Below are 16,725 nucleotides of genomic sequence, written 5' to 3'. Positions count from 1 at the left end.
GGGCAGCAATGCCCCCTGTCGCGCTTGGCCAAAAGGTCAGGTCGTCGCGGTGTTTTAGCCGACCGTACCGGTAGAGGCAGGGTCGCTACCGGACCTTCAGCGTTGCCAGACCGATCACGGCCAGAATCAGGCTGATGATCCAGAAGCGGATGACGATCTGCGGCTCGGCCCAGCCCTTCTTTTCGAAATGGTGGTGGATCGGTGCCATCAGGAAGATCCGCTTCTTGGTGCGCTTGTAGTACAGCACCTGAATGATCACGCTCAGCGCTTCGACGACGAACAGCCCGCCGACGATGGCCAGCACGATCTCGTGTTTGGTGCAGACGGCAATCGCCCCCAGCGCGCCGCCCAATGCCAGTGACCCGGTATCCCCCATGAACACCGCCGCCGGGGGGGCATTGTACCACAGAAAGCCAAGCCCCGCGCCGAAGAGGCCCGCGGTAAAGATCAAAAGCTCGGCCGTGCCGGGGACCGCGTGGACGCCAAGGTCAGTCGCAATCGCGCTTGACCCGACGACATAGGCGATGATGCCCAGCGTCACGCCTGCGATCATCACCGGCATGATGGCCAGCCCATCCAGCCCGTCGGTCAGGTTCACCGCATTCGCCGCCCCCACGATCACGATCATGCCGAAGGGGATGAAGAACAGGCTCAGGTTCAGAAGCAGGTCCTTGAACAAGGGGAAGGCCAGCTGGTTTGCAAGGGCCTCCGGGTGGAACATCGACGCGGCATAGGTGGCCAGCGCCGCGATCAACAGGCCAAGGCCCATCCGGACCTTGCCCGAGACGCCCTTGGTGTTCTGCTTGGACACCTTGGCATAGTCGTCGGCAAAGCCGATCAGTCCGAAGGCAAGGGTAACCAGCAGGACGATCCAGACATAGGGGTTGTCCAGCCGCGCCCAAAACAGCGTGGAAAACAGCAGCGACGACAGGATCAGAAGCCCGCCCATCGTGGGCGTGCCCGCCTTGGACAGGTGCGATTGCGGCCCGTCATCGCGGATCGGCTGGCCCTTGCCCTGCTTGCGGCGCAACAGGTCGATCAGCGGCTGACCGAACAGGAACCCGAAGATCAGCGCGGTGACAAAGGCCCCACCGGCGCGAAAGGTGATATACGCGAAGAGGTTGAAGAAGCCCCCGCCGTCAGAAAACTCGGTCAGCCAGAAAAACATTTAGGGGGTTCCTTCTATCGGCGCAGTCCCCTGCCCCATTTTCCGCAGCGCGTCAACGATCAGGCTGACCTTCGAACCCTTCGAGCCCTTGACCAGAAGGATGTCGCCCGCGTCGATCAACACCCGGGCGCGCGGCAAAAGGTCGGCAGCCGTTGGCACCCATTCGCCACGCTGGGCGCGCGGCAGGGCCTGATGCAACGCCTTCATCCGGGGGCCGACGCAATGGATGACATGGATCGCCGACAGACCGGGATGGCGGGCAATCTCGGCATGCAGGGCAGCCTCGGTCGGGCCAAGCTCCAGCATGTCGCCAAGGATGGCGATGCGGCGGCCGCCACCGACCCGGCCGATGCCGTCGGTGGGCCGGGCGGCAATCAGCACGTCAAGGGCTGCCGCCAGCGAGGCAGGGTTGGCGTTGAAGGCGTCGTCGATCAGGTCGAAAAACGTCTCTTCCACCAGATCTAGGATGACGCGCTCACGCTGACCGCGCCCGGGCGGTGGCTGCCAAAGCCCAAGGTCACAGGCAGAGATCGTCGGATCGGCACCCAGCGCCTCGGCAGCGGCAAGGGCGGCAAGGGCGTTCAGCGCGAAATGGCGCCCAGGGCTGGCGACCTTGAACAAGAGCGCCTCGCCCCGACATGTGGCCCGGGCAACGGTGGTGTCTTCGTTCAGGCGCGTGTCAAGCAGCCGCCAGTCCGCGTCCGGACCCGCGCCGAAAGACAGCGTCCGGGCACCAAGACCTTGAGCCTTCTGCCGCAGGATCGGGGTGGTGGCGATGTCGGCGTTGAAGATCGCGGTGCCGCCGGGGATCAGCCCGTCAAAGATCGACGCCTTTTCGTGGGCGATGCCTTCAATGCTGTCAAACGCCTCCAGATGCGCGGGGGCGACAGTGGTGACCAACGCCACGTCCAGCTTTGCCAACCGGGCCAGCGGCGCGATCTCTCCGGGGTGGTTCATCCCGATCTCGATCACGGCAAACTGGGTGTCGGCGGGCATTCTGGCCAAGGTCAGCGGCACGCCCCAATGGTTGTTGTAGCTCGCCTCGGCGGCATGGGTCCGACCCTGGCCTGACAAGATCGCGCGCAGCATTTCCTTGGTCGAGGTCTTGCCGACCGATCCGGTGATGCCCACCACGCGGGCGTCGGTCCGGGCCCGGGCGGCGCGGCCCAAAGCCTCCAGCGCCTTCAGGACATCGGGCACGATCAACAGCGGGGCGGTCGGGCTGACGCCTTCGGGAACATGACTGACAAGCGCTGCGGCAGCCCCCTTTTCCAGCGCTGTGGCCACGAAATCATGGCCATCCCGGTCGGCCTTCAGGGCGACGAACAGATCGCCCGCCTGCAAAGTCCGCGTGTCGATCGACACGCCATTCGCCTGCCAATCGGCAGTGCTTTGCCCCCCCGTGGCGGCAGCGGCGTCGGTGGAGGTCCAGAGCGCCATCAGATCACCCCGTCCAGTGCGGCGACAGCAACGCTGGCCTGTTCGACATCGTCGAAGGGATAAACGTCCGTCCCGATGATCTGGCCGCTTTCATGCCCCTTGCCCGCAATCAGCAGGGCATCGCCCGGCAACAGCGCATCCACCGCGCGCAGGATCGCCTCGGCCCGGTCGCCCACCTCATTCGCCTCGGGACAGGCGGCCATGACGGCAGCGCGGATCGCGGCAGGGTCTTCGGTGCGGGGGTTGTCGTCGGTGACATAAAGCACATCGGCATGTTTGCGGGCCGCCTCGCCCATCAGGGGCCGCTTGCTGCGGTCGCGGTCGCCCCCGGCGCCAAAGACAATGATGATGCGGCCCATCACATGCGGGCGCAGCGCCCTCAGCGCGGTTTCAACCGCATCCGGCGTATGGGCGTAATCGACATAGACCGCCGCCCCGTTGCGCCGCGTGGCGGCCAGTTGCATCCGCCCCCGCACCCCCGTCAGGCGCGGAAGCGTCGCCAGCACCGCCTCGGGTGCATCACCTGCCGCGATGGCAAGGCCGGCGGCCACGGCGACATTCTCGGCCTGAAAGGCGCCGATCAGGGCCAGCCGGGTCTGAAACGCGCGGCCCTGCCACAGATAGCGCACCTCTTGCCCGGTGGCATCGGGGCGGGTTGCAGCGATCTGCAGGTCTGCCCCCTGCCCCTTGCCCACGGTCAGCACGCGCAAGCCCCGGGCCAAGGCCAGTTCGGCCATGTCCGACCCCTTCGCCCCGTCAAGGTTCACCACGGCAATGCCGTCTTCCGGCAAAAGCCGGGTGAACAGCCGGGCCTTGGCCGCGAGATAGGCCGCCATTGTGCCATGATAATCCAGATGGTCCTGCGTCAGGTTGGTGAAACCCGCCACCTTCAGCCGGACACCATCCAGACGGCGCTGGTCAAGCCCGTGGGACGACGCCTCCATCGCGGCATGGGTGATGCCCCCTTCCGCTGCGGCGGCCAGCAGCTTCTGCAGCGTGATCGCATCCGGGGTGGTGTGGCTTGACGGCGCGGACCACGCGCCTTCGATCCCGGTGGTGCCGATGTTGATCGCCGCATGGCCGAGGGCCGACCAGATCTGGCGGGTAAAGGTTGCCACGCTGGTCTTGCCGTTGGTGCCGGTCACGGCCACCATCGTTTCGGGTTGTGAGCCGAACCACAGGGCGGCCGCACAGGCCAGCGCCGCGCGCGGGTCTTCGGCCACGACAATCGCGGTGTCCGTGTCCGCCAGCAGGTCCGCCGCCATGCGCAGACCTTCGGCATCCGTCAGGATGGCGGTCGCGCCCTGCTCCAGCGCCGTGCCGATGAAATGCGCGCCATGGGTGGCCGTGCCGGGCAGCGCCGCGAACAGCATCCCCGCCCGTACCGCCCGGCTGTCGGCGGTCAACCCGGACAGCGCCGGGTCGCGTCCGGCGCGGGCCGTCAGCCCGAGGTCCGATAGCCGTGTCGCGCGCGCTGTCATGCCCTTACCCCGTCAGTTGCTGGCGGCTGTTACCGCATCGAGTGCGGCGGCTTCAAGAGCAGGGGGGTCAAGCTTGGGGCGCAGCCCCATCAGCGGTGCGACGCGGCGGATGATCTCGGCCGCGACGGGAACAGCCGTCCAACCCGCAGTGCGGCGGGGTTCCGATCCAGCCGTATCCAAGGGTTCGTCCAGCGTCACGATCAGCACATATTGCGGGTTCGACGCCGGAAAGACCGAGGCGAAAGTGTTGATCACCTTGTCGTCATAATAGCCACCCGACTTCTTCGGCTTGTCTGCGGTGCCGGTCTTGCCCGCAACCTCATACCCCGGAACCTCACCCAGCGACGCCGTGCCCTCGGTGACCACGCGGCGCAGCATCCTGACGGCTTCCAGCGCGGTCTTCTCGCTCATCACGCGGATGCCGCTGGTGGGGCCCTCGCGTTTCAAAAGCGTGGGCTTGATCATCACCCCGCCATTGGCAATCGCGGCATAGGCGGCGGCAAGGTGCATCGGGCTGGCCGACATGCCATGGCCGTATGAGGTGGTGATGGTCACGATCTCGGGCCATTTCTTCGGGATCAGCGGGCGCGCTCCGGGGGCTTCGATCAGCTCCAGCGGAGTCGGCTCGAAAAAGCCAAGCGCCTTCAGAAAGGCCTGCTGGCGCAGGGGCCCGATCATCAGCGCGATATGCGCAGTGCCGACGTTCGATGATTTGGCAATGACATCGCTGACCGACAGCAGCGGACCATAGTTCTTGCCCTCGAACTCCTTGATCCGGTGGCGGCCCCAGGTCATCGGCGCATTGGCATCAACCATGCTGTCCGGGGTAACCAGCCCAAGCTCCATCGCCTGCGCGGCAGCGAAGATCTTGAAGGTCGACCCAAGCTCATAAACCCCCTGCACCGCGCGGTTGAACAGCGGGCTGTCACCGGGTTCGGCATTCTTGTCCACAATCGGCGCGGGCCGGTCATTCGGATCGAACGTCGGTAGCGAGGCGAGCGAGATGATCTCCCCCGTGCGCACATCCATCAGGATCGCAGCCGCGCCCTTCGCGTTCAGCATGGTCATGCCGGCATAAAGGACCTCTTCGACCGTGGACTGGATCGTCAGGTCCAGCGACAGGGTCAGGGGCTTTCCGCCCTGCGCCGGGTCACGCAGACGCGCATCCAGCGCCTTTTCGACCCCGGCGGTGCCGATGACTTCGGCCGAATGCACACCTTCCGCCCCAAAGGACGTGCCGCCAAGCACATGCGCGGCCAGCATCCCGTTGGGGTAAAGCCGCATCTCGCGCGGGCCGAACAACAGGCCAGGGTCGCCGATTTCATGCACCAGCTGCATCTGTTCCGGCGACAGGACCTTGCGGATCCAGACAAAGCTGCGCCCGTCAGTAAAGCGGCGCTCCAGCGCGGCGGCGTCAAGGTCGGGGAAAATCTCGGCCAGTTTCACTGCCACTCCCTTAGGGTCCACCATCACCTTGGGGTGCGCATAAAGCGCGTGGGTGGTCATGTTGGTGGCAAGGATGCGGCCATTGCGGTCGGTGATATCGGCCCGCTGGGCGATGATCTCGGCCCCCGGGGCGCTGACGCGCGGCTCCATCGGTACCGCCGCCGCCATCAGGCCCATGCGGGTTCCGATCGCGCCGAAAGCCAGCACAAAGCTGGCACACAGGATCAACAGGCGGAACTCGGCCCGGCCCCGCGCCTTTTCGCGCATCGCCTCATGCCGCAGCCGCAGGTTTTCCTTTTCGATGCTGTCGGGGTTCAGCCCGTCTTCGCGTGCCTGCAGGATGCGGGCCAAAGGTCGCAAGGGGGTGCGCATCGTCAGAGACCCTCCTCAAGCGGCAAATCGCCCTGAATGTCGATGGGCATATCGATTTCGGGGAAAGCGCTGCGGGGATAGGCGATCTGGTTCGGGGTGCCGAACTGGCCCGGTTCCATCGGCAACAGGCCCAGCCGGTCGAAGTTGGCGGTGGCAAGCTCACGCAGCCGGTCGGGGCGGTTCAGATAAGCCCATTCGGCCCGTTGCAGCGCCAGCGCCTCCCGCAGGCCAACGATCTGGCGTTGCAGGGTTTCCACCTCTTTCAACGCGGCTTGCGTCGTATAGTTCTCGCGGTAGGCCCAAAAGCCAAGCGCGATAAGGGCAAGGAAGCTAAGGACATACAGCACAGGGCGCATCAGCGACGGCCTTTCTTCACGATCTGCGGCACACCAAGGTCGGCCGGGTCAAGCGGCAGCGCCGGGGCCTCCGTCCGCCGCGCCACGCGCAGCTTGGCGGAACGCGACCGGGGGTTGGCCGCGAGTTCGGCATCATCCGGCCCGACAGCGCGGCGGGTCACAAGGTCGAACCGCGCGGTGGTGTCGGTCTTCGCGGGGGCATAGCGGTTCGCATTCGCCTCATGCCCCGAGGCCAGCTGCAGGAACCGCTTCACGATCCGGTCCTCAAGGCTATGGAACGTGACCACCGCCAGCAACCCGCCGGGCTTCAGCGCGCGTTCGGCGGCGGCAAGGCCTTCGGCAAGTTCGGTGAATTCGGTGTTCACCGCGATGCGAATGGCCTGAAAACTGCGGGTGGCCGGGTGGCTTTGCCCCGGCTTCGGGCGCGGCAGGCATTTGGCCACGATCTCGGCCAGCCTCGCGGTGGTGGTGATCGGCTCCGCCGTGCGGGCCGCCACGATCGCCCGCGCAATCCGGCGCGAGGCGCGTTCTTCGCCATAGTGATACAGGATGTCGGCCAGGGTGGTTTCCTCGGCCGAATTGACCAGATCGGCGGCGCTATCGCCAGACTGGCTCATCCGCATGTCCAAGGGGCCGTCCTTCATGAAGGAAAACCCGCGTTCGGCCTGATCCAGCTGCATCGAGGACACGCCAAGATCCAGCACCACCCCGTCAAGCGGTTCACCGGCAAGCGTATCAAGCGCCGAAAACGTGCCCTCCACCAGCCGCACCCGGTCCCCATAGGGCGCCGCCCAGTCATCGGCCATCTGCAGCGCAAGCGGATCACGGTCGATCCCGATGACACAATCCGCGCCCGCCTCCAGCAAGCCGCGCGTATAGCCGCCCGCACCCAGCGTGCCATCAAGCCAAAGGCCCCGAACCGGGGCCACGGCGGCAAGCAGCGGTTGCAGAAGAACCGGAATGTGGGGATCGCGCGCGGCCATGTCGTCCCGGGGCAGCACATCGCGGGGGTGCATCACATTCCCCGCTCCTTCTTCGCCCGGCCAAGCAGGGCCAGCGCATCGACACCGGCATTCGGGCGCTGCGCCACGGCGCTGTCATAGGTGTCGCGGCGATAGAGACGGAACCGGTTGTTGCGCCCCTGAAACGCGGCCTCGTCCCCGGCGAAATCGGCCCCCGTCAGCCCCACCTTCTCGCGCACGCGCGGCGGCAAGACGATACGGCCATCAGGCTCAACCTCAACCATGACCGAACAGGCCAGCAGGTCAAACTCCACCTGTTCGCGCTCGTCCGAACCTTCGTCCATCATGCTGATGTCATCGGCCAGCGCGTCAGCGCCCGCCTTGGTGTAGCATTCCACGAAATTCCGGTTGGCCCCACCATAGATCATGTAGACGCGAGCACGGGGAAACTCGGTGCTTGGCGGATCGTCGGCTTCCAGAATGCGGCGAAAGGCAGCGGGGATCGACACCCGGCCCTTGGCATCTACCTTCTGGTAGAACTCGCCTCTGAACGCCTCTGCCATCGCCTGCGCGGCCTTATCAAGTTTCTGTCCCAAACCCATGCGATGAAATGAAAAAGGCGGATCGGGTTGCTGCCACTACCCGATCCGCCGCTGTCCCATCGCTGGGCGTCCAGCTACGCGCGCCACCTGGGGGAGATGTCTGCTCGCTCGCGCGCCGGATCTCTGTTCGCCGATGAAATGGAGCTGCCTGTATGAAGCTGCCTATCGCCTGTGTTCGGGGTCTTGAGGCCGCCCCTGCCTATCACTGCCCATCGCATCGTCGTGAGGAAAGGAATGACTGGGATCATATGGGAAATCAAGGGAAATATTGGGACCAGCTACCCGACATCTTGTTCGGGGTGGGTCTCAAACCCAGCATCTTGTGGCCAAACGCCTCCAATGTATTCAAGCTATAGGCAAGGGAACTTCCGTTTACGCTAGATGTTGTGTTAACCGGGAAACCAATCCGTGATCCAAACTGGTCAGAAAAACTTTCCCCTGCCGGGCATGCGATGGGATTGAATGGCAGGCTTGGCCCGTTTCCCATGCAATCCCAGCGCCGGAATGCCCTGTGATTGCCCGGGAATCAAGCAAAACCCATGGTTTCCCATGCCAAATGATTCGAATCAGGTGGTTTCAGACCGATTGACGGGGCTGCCGTCCACGGGCCGCGCGAACAGCAGCCGCAGGTAGCGCTCCAGATGGTCGAACGCCTCACGCGCTTGGGCGGGGTCATTGCCGGCTTTGGCCAGAATGATCCCACCTTGGGTTGCCACCTGGAACTGCCTTGCAAGGCTTTCCGCCGTCACCCCGTCAATCGGATGGGCGGCCAGCGCCTCGGCCAGATGCGGGCGGATGTGTTCTGCCCCCGACCTGACGCTGCGCCCGGCGGCGTCACGGATCGGCGGGGCGGTTTCGTACACCTCTTGCACCGTCGTTCCGGCAACACAGCTGAAGTCTGGCAACGGCTGGTCCAGCAGGCTGCGGCGCAGGTCAAGATAGGCAAAGACCCGGTCCAAGGGATCGGGCAGGCTGTTGTAGGGGTGGGCGGCGAACATCGCCCCGGTCGTTTCGGTCCAGTCATCGACCAGCGCCACGCCCAGCGCCTCTTTCGACGGGAAATGGTGGAAGAACGCCCCCTTGGTCACCCCGGCAGCCGCGCAAAGATCATCCACGCTTGTGGCGCCAAAGCCCTTGTGCCGGACCAGCGACCGTGCGGCCTCGATCAGCCGCGCGCGCGCTTCGCCCCGGGGCACGCGCACAGCGGAGCCGGTGGTTCTTGTCACGATTGCCTTGCCCCTACCCTGCGCCCCGGGGCGCGCACCTTCACATCAGGCATCCCATATCACGCACCCTTGTCCCAAAGAGCGGGATCAGGTGTCAACACGGCCCATCTCAGGCCAAAGGGATCAGCCAGCAGACCCCAGGTGTCGCCCCAGAACTGGCGCTCGAACGGGGCAATGATGGTGCAGCCTGCGGCCACGGCCCGATCCCACCAGACCTGCCCGTCCGGAACGACCAGCTGCAGATGGCCGTGCGGGATTGGGGATTCGCCGGGTTGGACGCTGGACATCGTATGGTCGGTCAGCATGAAGGCCCCGCCGTTGATTTCCAGTTGCAGGTGCATGTACTTGCCAGGGCGGTCCTCCATCGGCATCCGACCGATGTCCTTGGCCCCGAAGGCCTTGGCGTAGAACTCCGCCGCTGCGCCGCTTTTCCCGGCAAGACAGATGTAGGGGATCACGCCGTGCATCACCCGGTCATCCGGGCAATAGCGTTGGTCGGCAGGTATGTCGTTTGCCATGGTCGTCCTCCGTGTTGGTGGTGTTTGCCTTTGGGTCAGGCCGCCGCCGCTTCGACAGTGGCCAGATCGATCTTTCCCATCTGCATCACGGCAGCCAGCGCCCGCGCCGCCTTGGCCCGGTCAGGGCTGGTCATCAGCCGCAAGGCAGCCTCTGGCACCACTTGCCATGACAGGCCGAAGCGGTCCTTTAGCCAGCCGCAAGGCCCATGACTGCCGCCCCCTTCGATCAGGGCGTCCCACAACCGGTCCGTTTCGGCCTGATCGGGTGTCTCGATCATGACGGACACACATTCCGACAGGGGAAACATCGGTCCGGCGTCCAGAATCTCATACGGCACGCCGTTCAGGGTAAAGTCGATCACCTCGAAATGCGTGGTGCCGTCAGGGCCATCCGGGTTGTCGGCGCCATAGGCGCTGGTGACGGCGCTGTTCGGGATCAGACCGCAGTAGAAATCAGCCGCCTCACGACCCCGGCCGTTGAACCAAAGCACTGTGCGAATCGCATGGGTCATGCTGATCCTCCCGTTTTCAATTGGCTTTCCATGGCTTACCCCTCCCGCGCCCAGCGCGCCCGGCGGTCAAGTTCTGCCGCGCTTGGCGGTTCCTCGGCGAAGGCGCGCGCCTCGACCTCCCCCGCAGGCTCATAGACCGCGACGATCACGCCACTGGCCGACGCCTCCTGCGCGACCAGCCGCAAGCCCTTTGCAGGCATGCCGTCTCCAAACAGACGCCGCCCCCGGCCCAGCGTGATCGGGAAGGTCATCAGGGTGAAACGGTCGATCAGCCCCGCCGCCAGAAGCTGCGGATAAAGACTGCCCGAGCCCTGGATCAACAGATCCGGCCCCTTGCCCGCCTTCAGCGCCCGGATCGCGTCGATATCCGCCAGCCGATGGCTGTTGGCCCAACCCAGCGGCGTAGAGCGGTGGGTCAGCACATGCTTTGCCGTCTGGTTGAAGGCCGCGCCAATCGGGTTGTCGGCGGGGGCATAGGGCCAATAGGCCGCAAATATCTCATAGGTGCGATAGCCCAGCAGGAGCTCGTACGGGGCTGCAAACAGCGCGCCAAGGTGTTTTTCCAGCGTGGCGTCCCAATGCGGCGCGACCCAACCGCCATAGGCAAACCCGCCCGTCTCATCCTCATGCGGACCGCCGGGGGCCTGGATCACCCCGTCGACCGACATGAAAGCACTGCCAATGATCCTGCGCATGGGCCCCCTCACCTGGTGCGACTCATCTGGGTCAAATTAACATACCAACCAGTTGGTATGTTTTCAATCCCAAAATCCCCGCCCCCCGGCAAGGGGGTCAAAGTTTGCCGGATCTCAGAAGAGGGTCAGGCCATCCCGCCCGCAATCAGCCGCTGCGCCAGGGCGATGTAGGGCGCGGCCAGCGGGCTGTCGGTTGCGGCGATGGGGGTGCCGCTGTCGCCAGCCACCCGCACGTCCAGCGCCAGGGGAAGCTCGCCCAGGAACGGCAGGTCCAGCTTGGCCGCCTCCCGCGCGACACCGCCATGGCCGAAGATCGGGGTCACATGCCCGCAGTTCGGGCAGCAGAAGGTCGACATGTTCTCGATCAGCCCCAGCACCGGCGTCTTCAGCTTCTGGAACATGTCCAGCGCCTTGCGCGCATCCAACAGCGCCACATCCTGCGGCGTGCTGACCACCAAGGCCCCCGTCAGATGCGTCCGCTGGCACAGCGTCAGCTGGATATCCCCCGTCCCCGGCGGCAGGTCGATGATCAGGATGTCCAGCTTGCCCCAGGCCACCTGCCCCAGCAACTGCTGCAGCGCGCCCATGATCATCGGCCCGCGCCAGACCACCGCCTCGTCTTCCTTCAGCATCAACCCGATCGACATCATGGTCACCCCATGCGCGACCAAGGGCTCGATGATCTTGCCATCCGGGCTGGCCGGGCGCTTTGACACGCCCATCATCTTCGGCTGGCTTGGCCCGTAGATATCCGCATCAAGCAACCCGACCCGCCGCCCCTGCCGCGCCAGCGCCACCGCTAGGTTTGACGCGACGGTGGATTTCCCCACCCCGCCCTTGCCACTGGCAATCGCGATGATCCGGTCGATGCCGGAAATCCGCTGCGGCCCGCCCTGCTGCGGCGTCGGGTGCTGACCGATCTTCAGGCTGGGCGGGGCCGCCTTGGCCGCAGGCCCATGCGCCGTCATCACCACCTGCACGGCTTCGACCCCCGGAAGGGCCTTCAGCCGCGCCTCGACCAATGCCTGAGCGGGGGCCAGGGCGCGGGCGTCTTCCGGCGTCGCAGCCTCGATCACCAGGCGCACAGTGCCCCCGTCAACCGCAAGGGCGCGAATCAGGTCGCGGCTGACCAGATCCCCCCGCCAGGGTGCGAAACCCCGGCCAGAACCCGCATCACACCATCCCGGTCGACCGTCATCGTTTCCTCCGCCGCATAAGATTTGCACTAAGGTCGCGATCTTTGCGCATAAGGGCAAGGGCTGTTGACCAAACGCTCAAAATTCCAGCGAAGGCGCTGAGAAATCATGACAATTTCGTGACCACAGCCATGCGGATGCTGCATGGCAGCATTGCAGACGGACGCTATTGTGCAGGTGCAGCAACTGGCCCATGTTACCCCTAACAGCGAGACAACAGCGCTGACTTTATTCGAGAGGCTAGAGAGATATGGCTTACGTCAACACGACCCGCGTTGCCCGCAAGGGCCTTCTGGACCGGCTTCTGGTTCTGAAAGACGCCGCCGTGGTCGCGATCCAGCAACGCCGCGTCTTTTCCACGACCGTGGCCGAACTGAACGCCCTGACCGACCGCGAACTGTCAGACCTTGGCATTGCCCGCGCGTCGATCCGTTCGATCGCGCATGAGGCTGCCTACGGCCGCTAAGATCGGCCGACGAGTTTTCGTGAGGTCCCTACCTCCTCCCGGGGGCCTTTGCGATCAGCGGCGGTGCCAATCCTCCTCCCTGGCACCGCCGCATCTTTACACCGGGGCAAAACGCCCCAGCTTTTCGGGTGACCCTCTCCTCCTCCCTTGGGTCGTCTGATACTGCGGCGGTACCAACCTCCTCCCTGGTACCGCCGCCACAGTTTCCGGGCCGAACGGCCCAACGACATTGGGCGCCCTCTCCTCCTCCCTGGGTGTCTGATACTGCGGCGGTGCCAACCTCCTCCCTGGCACTGCCGCCTCAGTTTCCGGGCCGAAGGGCCCAACCACATTGGGCACCCTCTCCTCCTCCCTGGGTGTCTGATACTGCGGCGGTGCCAACCTCCTCCCTGGCACTGCCGCACAATCCTTCCGGGCCGAACGGTCCAACGACATTGGGCGCCCTCTCCTCCTCCCTGGGTGTCTGATACCGCGGCGGTGCCTCTCCTCCTCCCTGGCACCGCCGCCCCTCCTCCCCCTTGAACATCCGCCGCGCCCCGCCAATAGTCCCGCACCCGTGGAGTGTCGGCGCATGCGTATCTCGATGATTTCGGCGGCCCTTGTGGCTTCGCTTGTCGGCTTCGGGTCAACCGTCGCGCTGGTCCTCTCTGCCGCTGCGGCCCTTGGGGCGACGCCGGCGCAGACGGCAAGCTGGCTTTTGGCCGTGTCGCTGGCCAAGGCGCTTGGGTCGGCGCTGCTGTCTTACGGCACCCGCGTTCCGGTGGTGCTGGCCTGGTCCACCCCTGGTGCCGCGCTGCTCGCCGCGACCAGCGGCACCAGCATGGCACAGGCCGTTGCGGCCTTTGCGCTGGCCGGGGTGCTGGTCATCCTGACGGGCGCGATCAAGCCGCTGGGCCGCCTTGTCGCCATGATCCCCGACGGGGTGGCGGCGGCGATGCTGGCCGGGGTCCTCCTGCCCTTCTGCCTCAAGGCCGCGCTGACAGCACCAGCCGCACCGGCGCTGATCCTGCCGATGGTCGCGGTCTTCCTGCTGGTGCGGCTGGCCAATCCGGCTTTGGCCGTGCTGGCTGCGCTGGGGCTGGGCTTGGCGCTGACCTTCGGGACCGGGGCGGCAAGCCTGCCGGACCTGACCTTGCCCCTGCCCGCCTTAACCTTCATCGCACCCGAGGTTGACCTTGCGGTTCTCCTTGGCCTTGGCGTGCCGATCTACCTTGTGACCATGGCCTCACAGAACCTGCCCGGCTTCGCGGTCCTGCGCGCGGCGGGGTATGAGCCACCCGTTCGCCCGGCCCTTCTGGTCACCGGGGCGCTGTCGGCGGTGACGGCCTTTGTCGGCGCGCATATGGTAAACATGGCGGCAATCACGGCGGCGATCTGTCTAGGCGATGACGTTCATCCCGACCGCACCCAGCGCTGGAAGGTCGGGCTGGCCTATGCCGGGTTCTGGGTGCTTCTGGGCCTTCTGGCGCCGCTGATCATCACGCTTCTGGCCGCCCTGCCGCCCGAGGTGATGGTGGCGCTGGTGGGTCTGGCCTTGCTCTCCCCCCTGATGGGCGCCTTGGCCGGGGCCTTCGCAGTGGCCGAGCAACGCTTTGCCGCCACAGTGACCCTTGGTGTCAGCGCATCCGGCGTGGCGGCCTTCGGTATTGGCGCGGCCTTCTGGGGTCTGGCGGCAGGGCTGGCCGTCCATGGGCTGGAGCGGCTGCGGCCTTTGGTTAAGAAAGCCTGAACGGGATTCCGCAACCCATTGTTTTTTCAGATTTGGGGCATCTGTCCCTGCCCGGGACACCCCTTAGAATGGGACGTCATCCACCTGATCCGCCGGGACCACCCAGCGCGCGACGACCTTTTTGGCCCCGGCATGGTCAAACTCGATATCCAGCTTGTCGCCTTCGATGGCCATGATCTCACCATAGCCGAACTTCTGGTGGAACACCCGGTCGCCAAGGACGTAAGGCGACACCGCCTCGGCATCGATCACCATATGCCGCGCCTCCCGCGGCTGGGCCATCGGCCGGTGCGACGCCTGCTCCTGCATCCGCCGCCAGCCGGGGGAGTTGTAGACGTCAGCCTTCGACACCCGCTCTTCCAGGTTCGACCCAAACCCCACCGACGCCGCCGCCCCATAACCCCCGCCGTAAAGACCGGGGGCGGTCAGCACCTCGACATGGTCAGCCGGAAGCTCATCAATAAAGCGGCTGGGCAGCTGGCTTTGCCACTGCCCATACACCCGGCGGTTGGAGGCGAAGCTGATCGTGCAAAGCTCCTCCGCCCGGGTGATCCCGACATAAGCCAGCCGCCGCTCCTCCTCCAGCCCCTTCAGGCCAGATTCGTCCATGCTGCGCTGGCTGGGGAACAGCCCATCCTCCCACCCCGGCAGGAAGATCACCGGAAACTCCAGCCCCTTGGCGGCGTGAAGGGTCATGATCGTGACCTTCTCCTCCGCCCCCTCAGTCTCATTGTCCATGATCAGCGAGACGTGTTCGAGAAACCCCTGCAGGTTGTCGAACTGCTCCAGCGCCTTCACGAGTTCCTTGAGGTTATCAAGACGGCCCGGAGCCTCGGGCGTCTTGTCGTTCTGCCACATCTCGGTGTAGCCGGATTCCTCAAGGATCGTTTCGGCAAGGCGGATGTGGTCGTATTCGGGGTGAAGCGTGGCGAGGTGCCACCGATCCACGCCTTCAACAAACGCCCGCAACTGCGCGCCGCCCTTGCCGCCGAATGTGGACTTCGCCACCGCCTCCCGCGCGCCGTCGAGGAGGGAGACCCCTGCCCCCCGCGCCAGCCGCTGGATATCGGCCTGCGCCTTGTCGCCAAGGCCGCGCTTGGGCAGGTTGATGACCCGCTCAAATGCCAGATCATCGTCGGGGGAAACGGCCAACCGGAAGTAGGCCATGGCGTCGCGGATTTCCTGGCGTTCGTAGAACCGGGGGCCGCCGATCACGCGATACGGCAGGCCGATGGTCAAGAAGCGGTCTTCGAACGCGCGCATCTGGTGGGAGGCGCGGACGAGGATTGCCTGACGGTTCAGGTCGATCGGGTCCATGCCCCGGGTGCCGCGCTGGATCGCCTCGACTTCCTCGCCAATCCAGCGGGCCTCTTCCTCGCCGTCCCAATGGCCGATGAGGCGGACCTTTTCGCCCGGCTCTCCGGCTGTCCAGAGGGTCTTGCCAAGGCGGCCCTTGTTGGCGGCGATGATCCCGCTGGCAGCCGCAAGGATATGGGCGGTGGAACGGTAGTTCTGTTCCAGCCGGATCACCTGCGCGCCGGGGAAATCCTTTTCAAACCGCAGGATGTTCCCCACCTCGGCCCCGCGCCAGCCGTAGATCGACTGGTCATCATCGCCCACGCAACAGATGTTCTTGTGGGCTTGGGCCAGCAGCCGCAGCCAGAGGTATTGGCAGACGTTGGTGTCCTGATATTCGTCCACAAGAATGTACCGGAACCAGCGTTGATACTGGGCCAGCACGTCCTCGTGCTTCTGAAAGATCGTCACGCAATGGAGGAGGAGGTCGCCGAAATCCACCGCGTTCAGGGTTTTCAGGCGGTCCTGATAGGCCTCATACAGTTCCGTTCCCCGGTTGTTGTAGGCGGAGGCGTCGGATGACGGCACCCGGTCCGGCGTCAGCGCGCGGTTTTTCCAGCCGTCGATCAGGCTGGCCAAAAGCCGCGCGGGCCAGCGCTTTTCGTCGATGTTCGCGGCGGAAATCAGCTGTTTCAGCAGCCGCAGCTGGTCATCTGTATCAAGGATTGTGAAGTTGGGCTTCAGCCCCACCAGTTCCGCATGCCGCCGCAGGATCTTCACCGAAAGCGAGTGGAAAGTGCCCATCCAGGGCATCCCCTCAGCCACCTCACCCAACAGGCGGCCAACGCGCATTTTCATCTCGCGCGCGGCCTTGTTGGTGAAGGTCACGGCCAGAATCTCGTTCGGGCGGGCCTTGGAGAGGTTCAGCAGGTGCACGATCCGTGAGGTCAGCGCCTTGGTCTTGCCCGTCCCCGCCCCGGCCAGCATCAGGACCGGGCCATCCAGCGCCTCGACCGCGGCCCGTTGCGCGGGGTTCAGGTCGTCCAGATAGGGCGCCCCCCGCCCCGCAAGCGCGCGCTGCGACAGCGGCACCGGGGCGGCAGCCGCCGCAAACGCCTCATCTTCGTCCCATCCGTTCATGGCACATAGTATATATGGATCAGCCCGCAGGGAAAGTCCCCGCGTTCGCGGATTGTTCGGGCGAACCGCCTGCGGCTGTTTGCGCTAACGGCTTCCGCGGCACCCTGTCGCATTTCTATG

The 16,725-nt window shown here is 65.3% G+C and carries 14 protein-coding genes and 1 pseudogene; 2 read left to right on the top strand and 13 right to left on the bottom strand.

Features of this window, described 5'->3' with window-relative positions; translation table 11 throughout:
* Positions 1–85: 85 nt before the first annotated feature.
* From mraY to EI545_RS16750, 12 genes and pseudogenes are all read right to left on the bottom strand, one after another.
* Positions 86–1,168: a phospho-N-acetylmuramoyl-pentapeptide-transferase gene (mraY, locus tag EI545_RS16805; RefSeq protein ID WP_125326527.1), complete on the bottom strand. Its 1,083-nt coding sequence runs from the start codon at positions 1,166–1,168 to the stop codon at positions 86–88.
* On the bottom strand, positions 1,169–2,611 hold the full coding sequence (locus tag EI545_RS16800; protein WP_125326526.1) for a UDP-N-acetylmuramoyl-tripeptide--D-alanyl-D-alanine ligase: 1,443 nt from the start codon (positions 2,609–2,611) through the stop codon (positions 1,169–1,171).
* Positions 2,608–4,089 carry a UDP-N-acetylmuramoyl-L-alanyl-D-glutamate--2,6-diaminopimelate ligase gene (locus EI545_RS16795; RefSeq protein ID WP_125326525.1) on the bottom strand — a complete coding sequence of 494 codons (1,482 nt, stop codon included), beginning with the start codon at positions 4,087–4,089 and terminating at the stop codon, positions 2,608–2,610. Before EI545_RS16795 ends, EI545_RS16800 begins: the two co-directional genes overlap by 4 nt.
* 12 nt (positions 4,090–4,101) lie before the next feature.
* Entirely contained in the window at positions 4,102–5,907 is a 1,806-nt protein-coding gene (locus EI545_RS16790; protein WP_125326524.1) for a peptidoglycan D,D-transpeptidase FtsI family protein, read from the bottom strand.
* A gap of 2 nt (positions 5,908–5,909) precedes the next feature.
* Positions 5,910–6,263: a cell division protein FtsL gene (gene ftsL / locus EI545_RS16785; protein ID WP_125326523.1), complete on the bottom strand. Its 354-nt coding sequence runs from the start codon at positions 6,261–6,263 to the stop codon at positions 5,910–5,912.
* Positions 6,263–7,246: a 16S rRNA (cytosine(1402)-N(4))-methyltransferase RsmH gene (rsmH, locus tag EI545_RS16780; protein WP_125327645.1), complete on the bottom strand. Its 984-nt coding sequence runs from the start codon at positions 7,244–7,246 to the stop codon at positions 6,263–6,265. The genes ftsL and rsmH overlap by 1 nt, the downstream gene beginning before the upstream one ends.
* 32 nt (positions 7,247–7,278) lie before the next feature.
* On the bottom strand, positions 7,279–7,827 hold the full coding sequence (locus tag EI545_RS16775) for a division/cell wall cluster transcriptional repressor MraZ (RefSeq protein ID WP_125326522.1): 549 nt from the start codon (positions 7,825–7,827) through the stop codon (positions 7,279–7,281).
* 566 nt (positions 7,828–8,393) lie between these two features.
* Positions 8,394–9,053 carry a TetR/AcrR family transcriptional regulator gene (locus tag EI545_RS16770; protein ID WP_245990145.1) on the bottom strand — a complete coding sequence of 220 codons (660 nt, stop codon included), beginning with the start codon at positions 9,051–9,053 and terminating at the stop codon, positions 8,394–8,396.
* Between the two features lie 59 nt (positions 9,054–9,112).
* On the bottom strand, positions 9,113–9,571 hold the full coding sequence (locus tag EI545_RS16765; protein ID WP_125326521.1) for a VOC family protein: 459 nt from the start codon (positions 9,569–9,571) through the stop codon (positions 9,113–9,115).
* A gap of 35 nt (positions 9,572–9,606) precedes the next feature.
* On the bottom strand, positions 9,607–10,083 hold the full coding sequence (locus tag EI545_RS16760; RefSeq protein ID WP_125326520.1) for a VOC family protein: 477 nt from the start codon (positions 10,081–10,083) through the stop codon (positions 9,607–9,609).
* A 35-nt stretch (positions 10,084–10,118) separates the two neighbouring features.
* Positions 10,119–10,778 (bottom strand): dihydrofolate reductase family protein, encoded by a 660-nt coding sequence (locus EI545_RS16755; protein WP_125326519.1) that lies wholly within the window; start codon positions 10,776–10,778, stop codon positions 10,119–10,121.
* 125 nt (positions 10,779–10,903) lie between these two features.
* A pseudogene (locus EI545_RS16750) lies at positions 10,904–11,976 on the bottom strand (Mrp/NBP35 family ATP-binding protein).
* A gap of 248 nt (positions 11,977–12,224) precedes the next feature.
* On the opposite strand from EI545_RS16750, the gene EI545_RS16745 reads away from it, so the two are divergent.
* Together EI545_RS16745 and EI545_RS16740 are read left to right on the top strand one after the other, a co-directional pair.
* A complete protein-coding gene (locus tag EI545_RS16745) occupies positions 12,225–12,440 on the top strand; it encodes a DUF1127 domain-containing protein (protein WP_125326518.1) in 216 nt (71 codons plus the stop codon).
* Between the two features lie 571 nt (positions 12,441–13,011).
* Positions 13,012–14,169, top strand: a complete 1,158-nt coding sequence (locus tag EI545_RS16740) for a benzoate/H(+) symporter BenE family transporter (RefSeq protein WP_125326517.1) — start codon at positions 13,012–13,014, stop codon at positions 14,167–14,169.
* A 63-nt stretch (positions 14,170–14,232) separates the two neighbouring features.
* Here EI545_RS16740 and EI545_RS16735 read toward each other — a convergent pair whose 3' ends face one another.
* A complete protein-coding gene (locus EI545_RS16735; protein ID WP_125326516.1) occupies positions 14,233–16,605 on the bottom strand; it encodes an ATP-dependent helicase in 2,373 nt (790 codons plus the stop codon).
* Positions 16,606–16,725 lie beyond the last annotated feature (120 nt).

Source organism: Tabrizicola piscis, assembly GCF_003940805.1.
Taxonomy (GTDB): domain Bacteria; phylum Pseudomonadota; class Alphaproteobacteria; order Rhodobacterales; family Rhodobacteraceae; genus Tabrizicola; species Tabrizicola piscis.
Note: the sequence above shows the minus strand (reverse complement) of the source record. Positions and strands in the feature narration are given on the sequence as shown.

Excerpts from the sequence above, each read along its gene's own strand:
- rsmH (WP_125327645.1), bottom strand. The coding sequence starts at position 7,246 with ATGGCCGCGCGCGATCCCCACATTCCGGTTCTTCTGCAACCGCTGCTT.
- EI545_RS16765 (WP_125326521.1), bottom strand. The coding sequence starts at position 9,571 with ATGGCAAACGACATACCTGCCGACCAACGCTATTGCCCGGATGACCGG.
- EI545_RS16795 (WP_125326525.1), bottom strand. The coding sequence starts at position 4,089 with ATGACAGCGCGCGCGACACGGCTATCGGACCTCGGGCTGACGGCCCGC.
- EI545_RS16755 (WP_125326519.1), bottom strand. The coding sequence starts at position 10,778 with ATGCGCAGGATCATTGGCAGTGCTTTCATGTCGGTCGACGGGGTGATC.
- EI545_RS16790 (WP_125326524.1), bottom strand. The coding sequence starts at position 5,907 with ATGCGCACCCCCTTGCGACCTTTGGCCCGCATCCTGCAGGCACGCGAA.
- EI545_RS16775 (WP_125326522.1), bottom strand. The coding sequence starts at position 7,827 with ATGGGTTTGGGACAGAAACTTGATAAGGCCGCGCAGGCGATGGCAGAG.
- EI545_RS16760 (WP_125326520.1), bottom strand. The coding sequence starts at position 10,083 with ATGACCCATGCGATTCGCACAGTGCTTTGGTTCAACGGCCGGGGTCGT.
- EI545_RS16735 (WP_125326516.1), bottom strand. The coding sequence starts at position 16,605 with ATGAACGGATGGGACGAAGATGAGGCGTTTGCGGCGGCTGCCGCCCCG.
- EI545_RS16745 (WP_125326518.1), top strand. The coding sequence starts at position 12,225 with ATGGCTTACGTCAACACGACCCGCGTTGCCCGCAAGGGCCTTCTGGAC.
- mraY (WP_125326527.1), bottom strand. The coding sequence starts at position 1,168 with ATGTTTTTCTGGCTGACCGAGTTTTCTGACGGCGGGGGCTTCTTCAAC.
- EI545_RS16740 (WP_125326517.1), top strand. The coding sequence starts at position 13,012 with ATGCGTATCTCGATGATTTCGGCGGCCCTTGTGGCTTCGCTTGTCGGC.
- ftsL (WP_125326523.1), bottom strand. The coding sequence starts at position 6,263 with ATGCGCCCTGTGCTGTATGTCCTTAGCTTCCTTGCCCTTATCGCGCTT.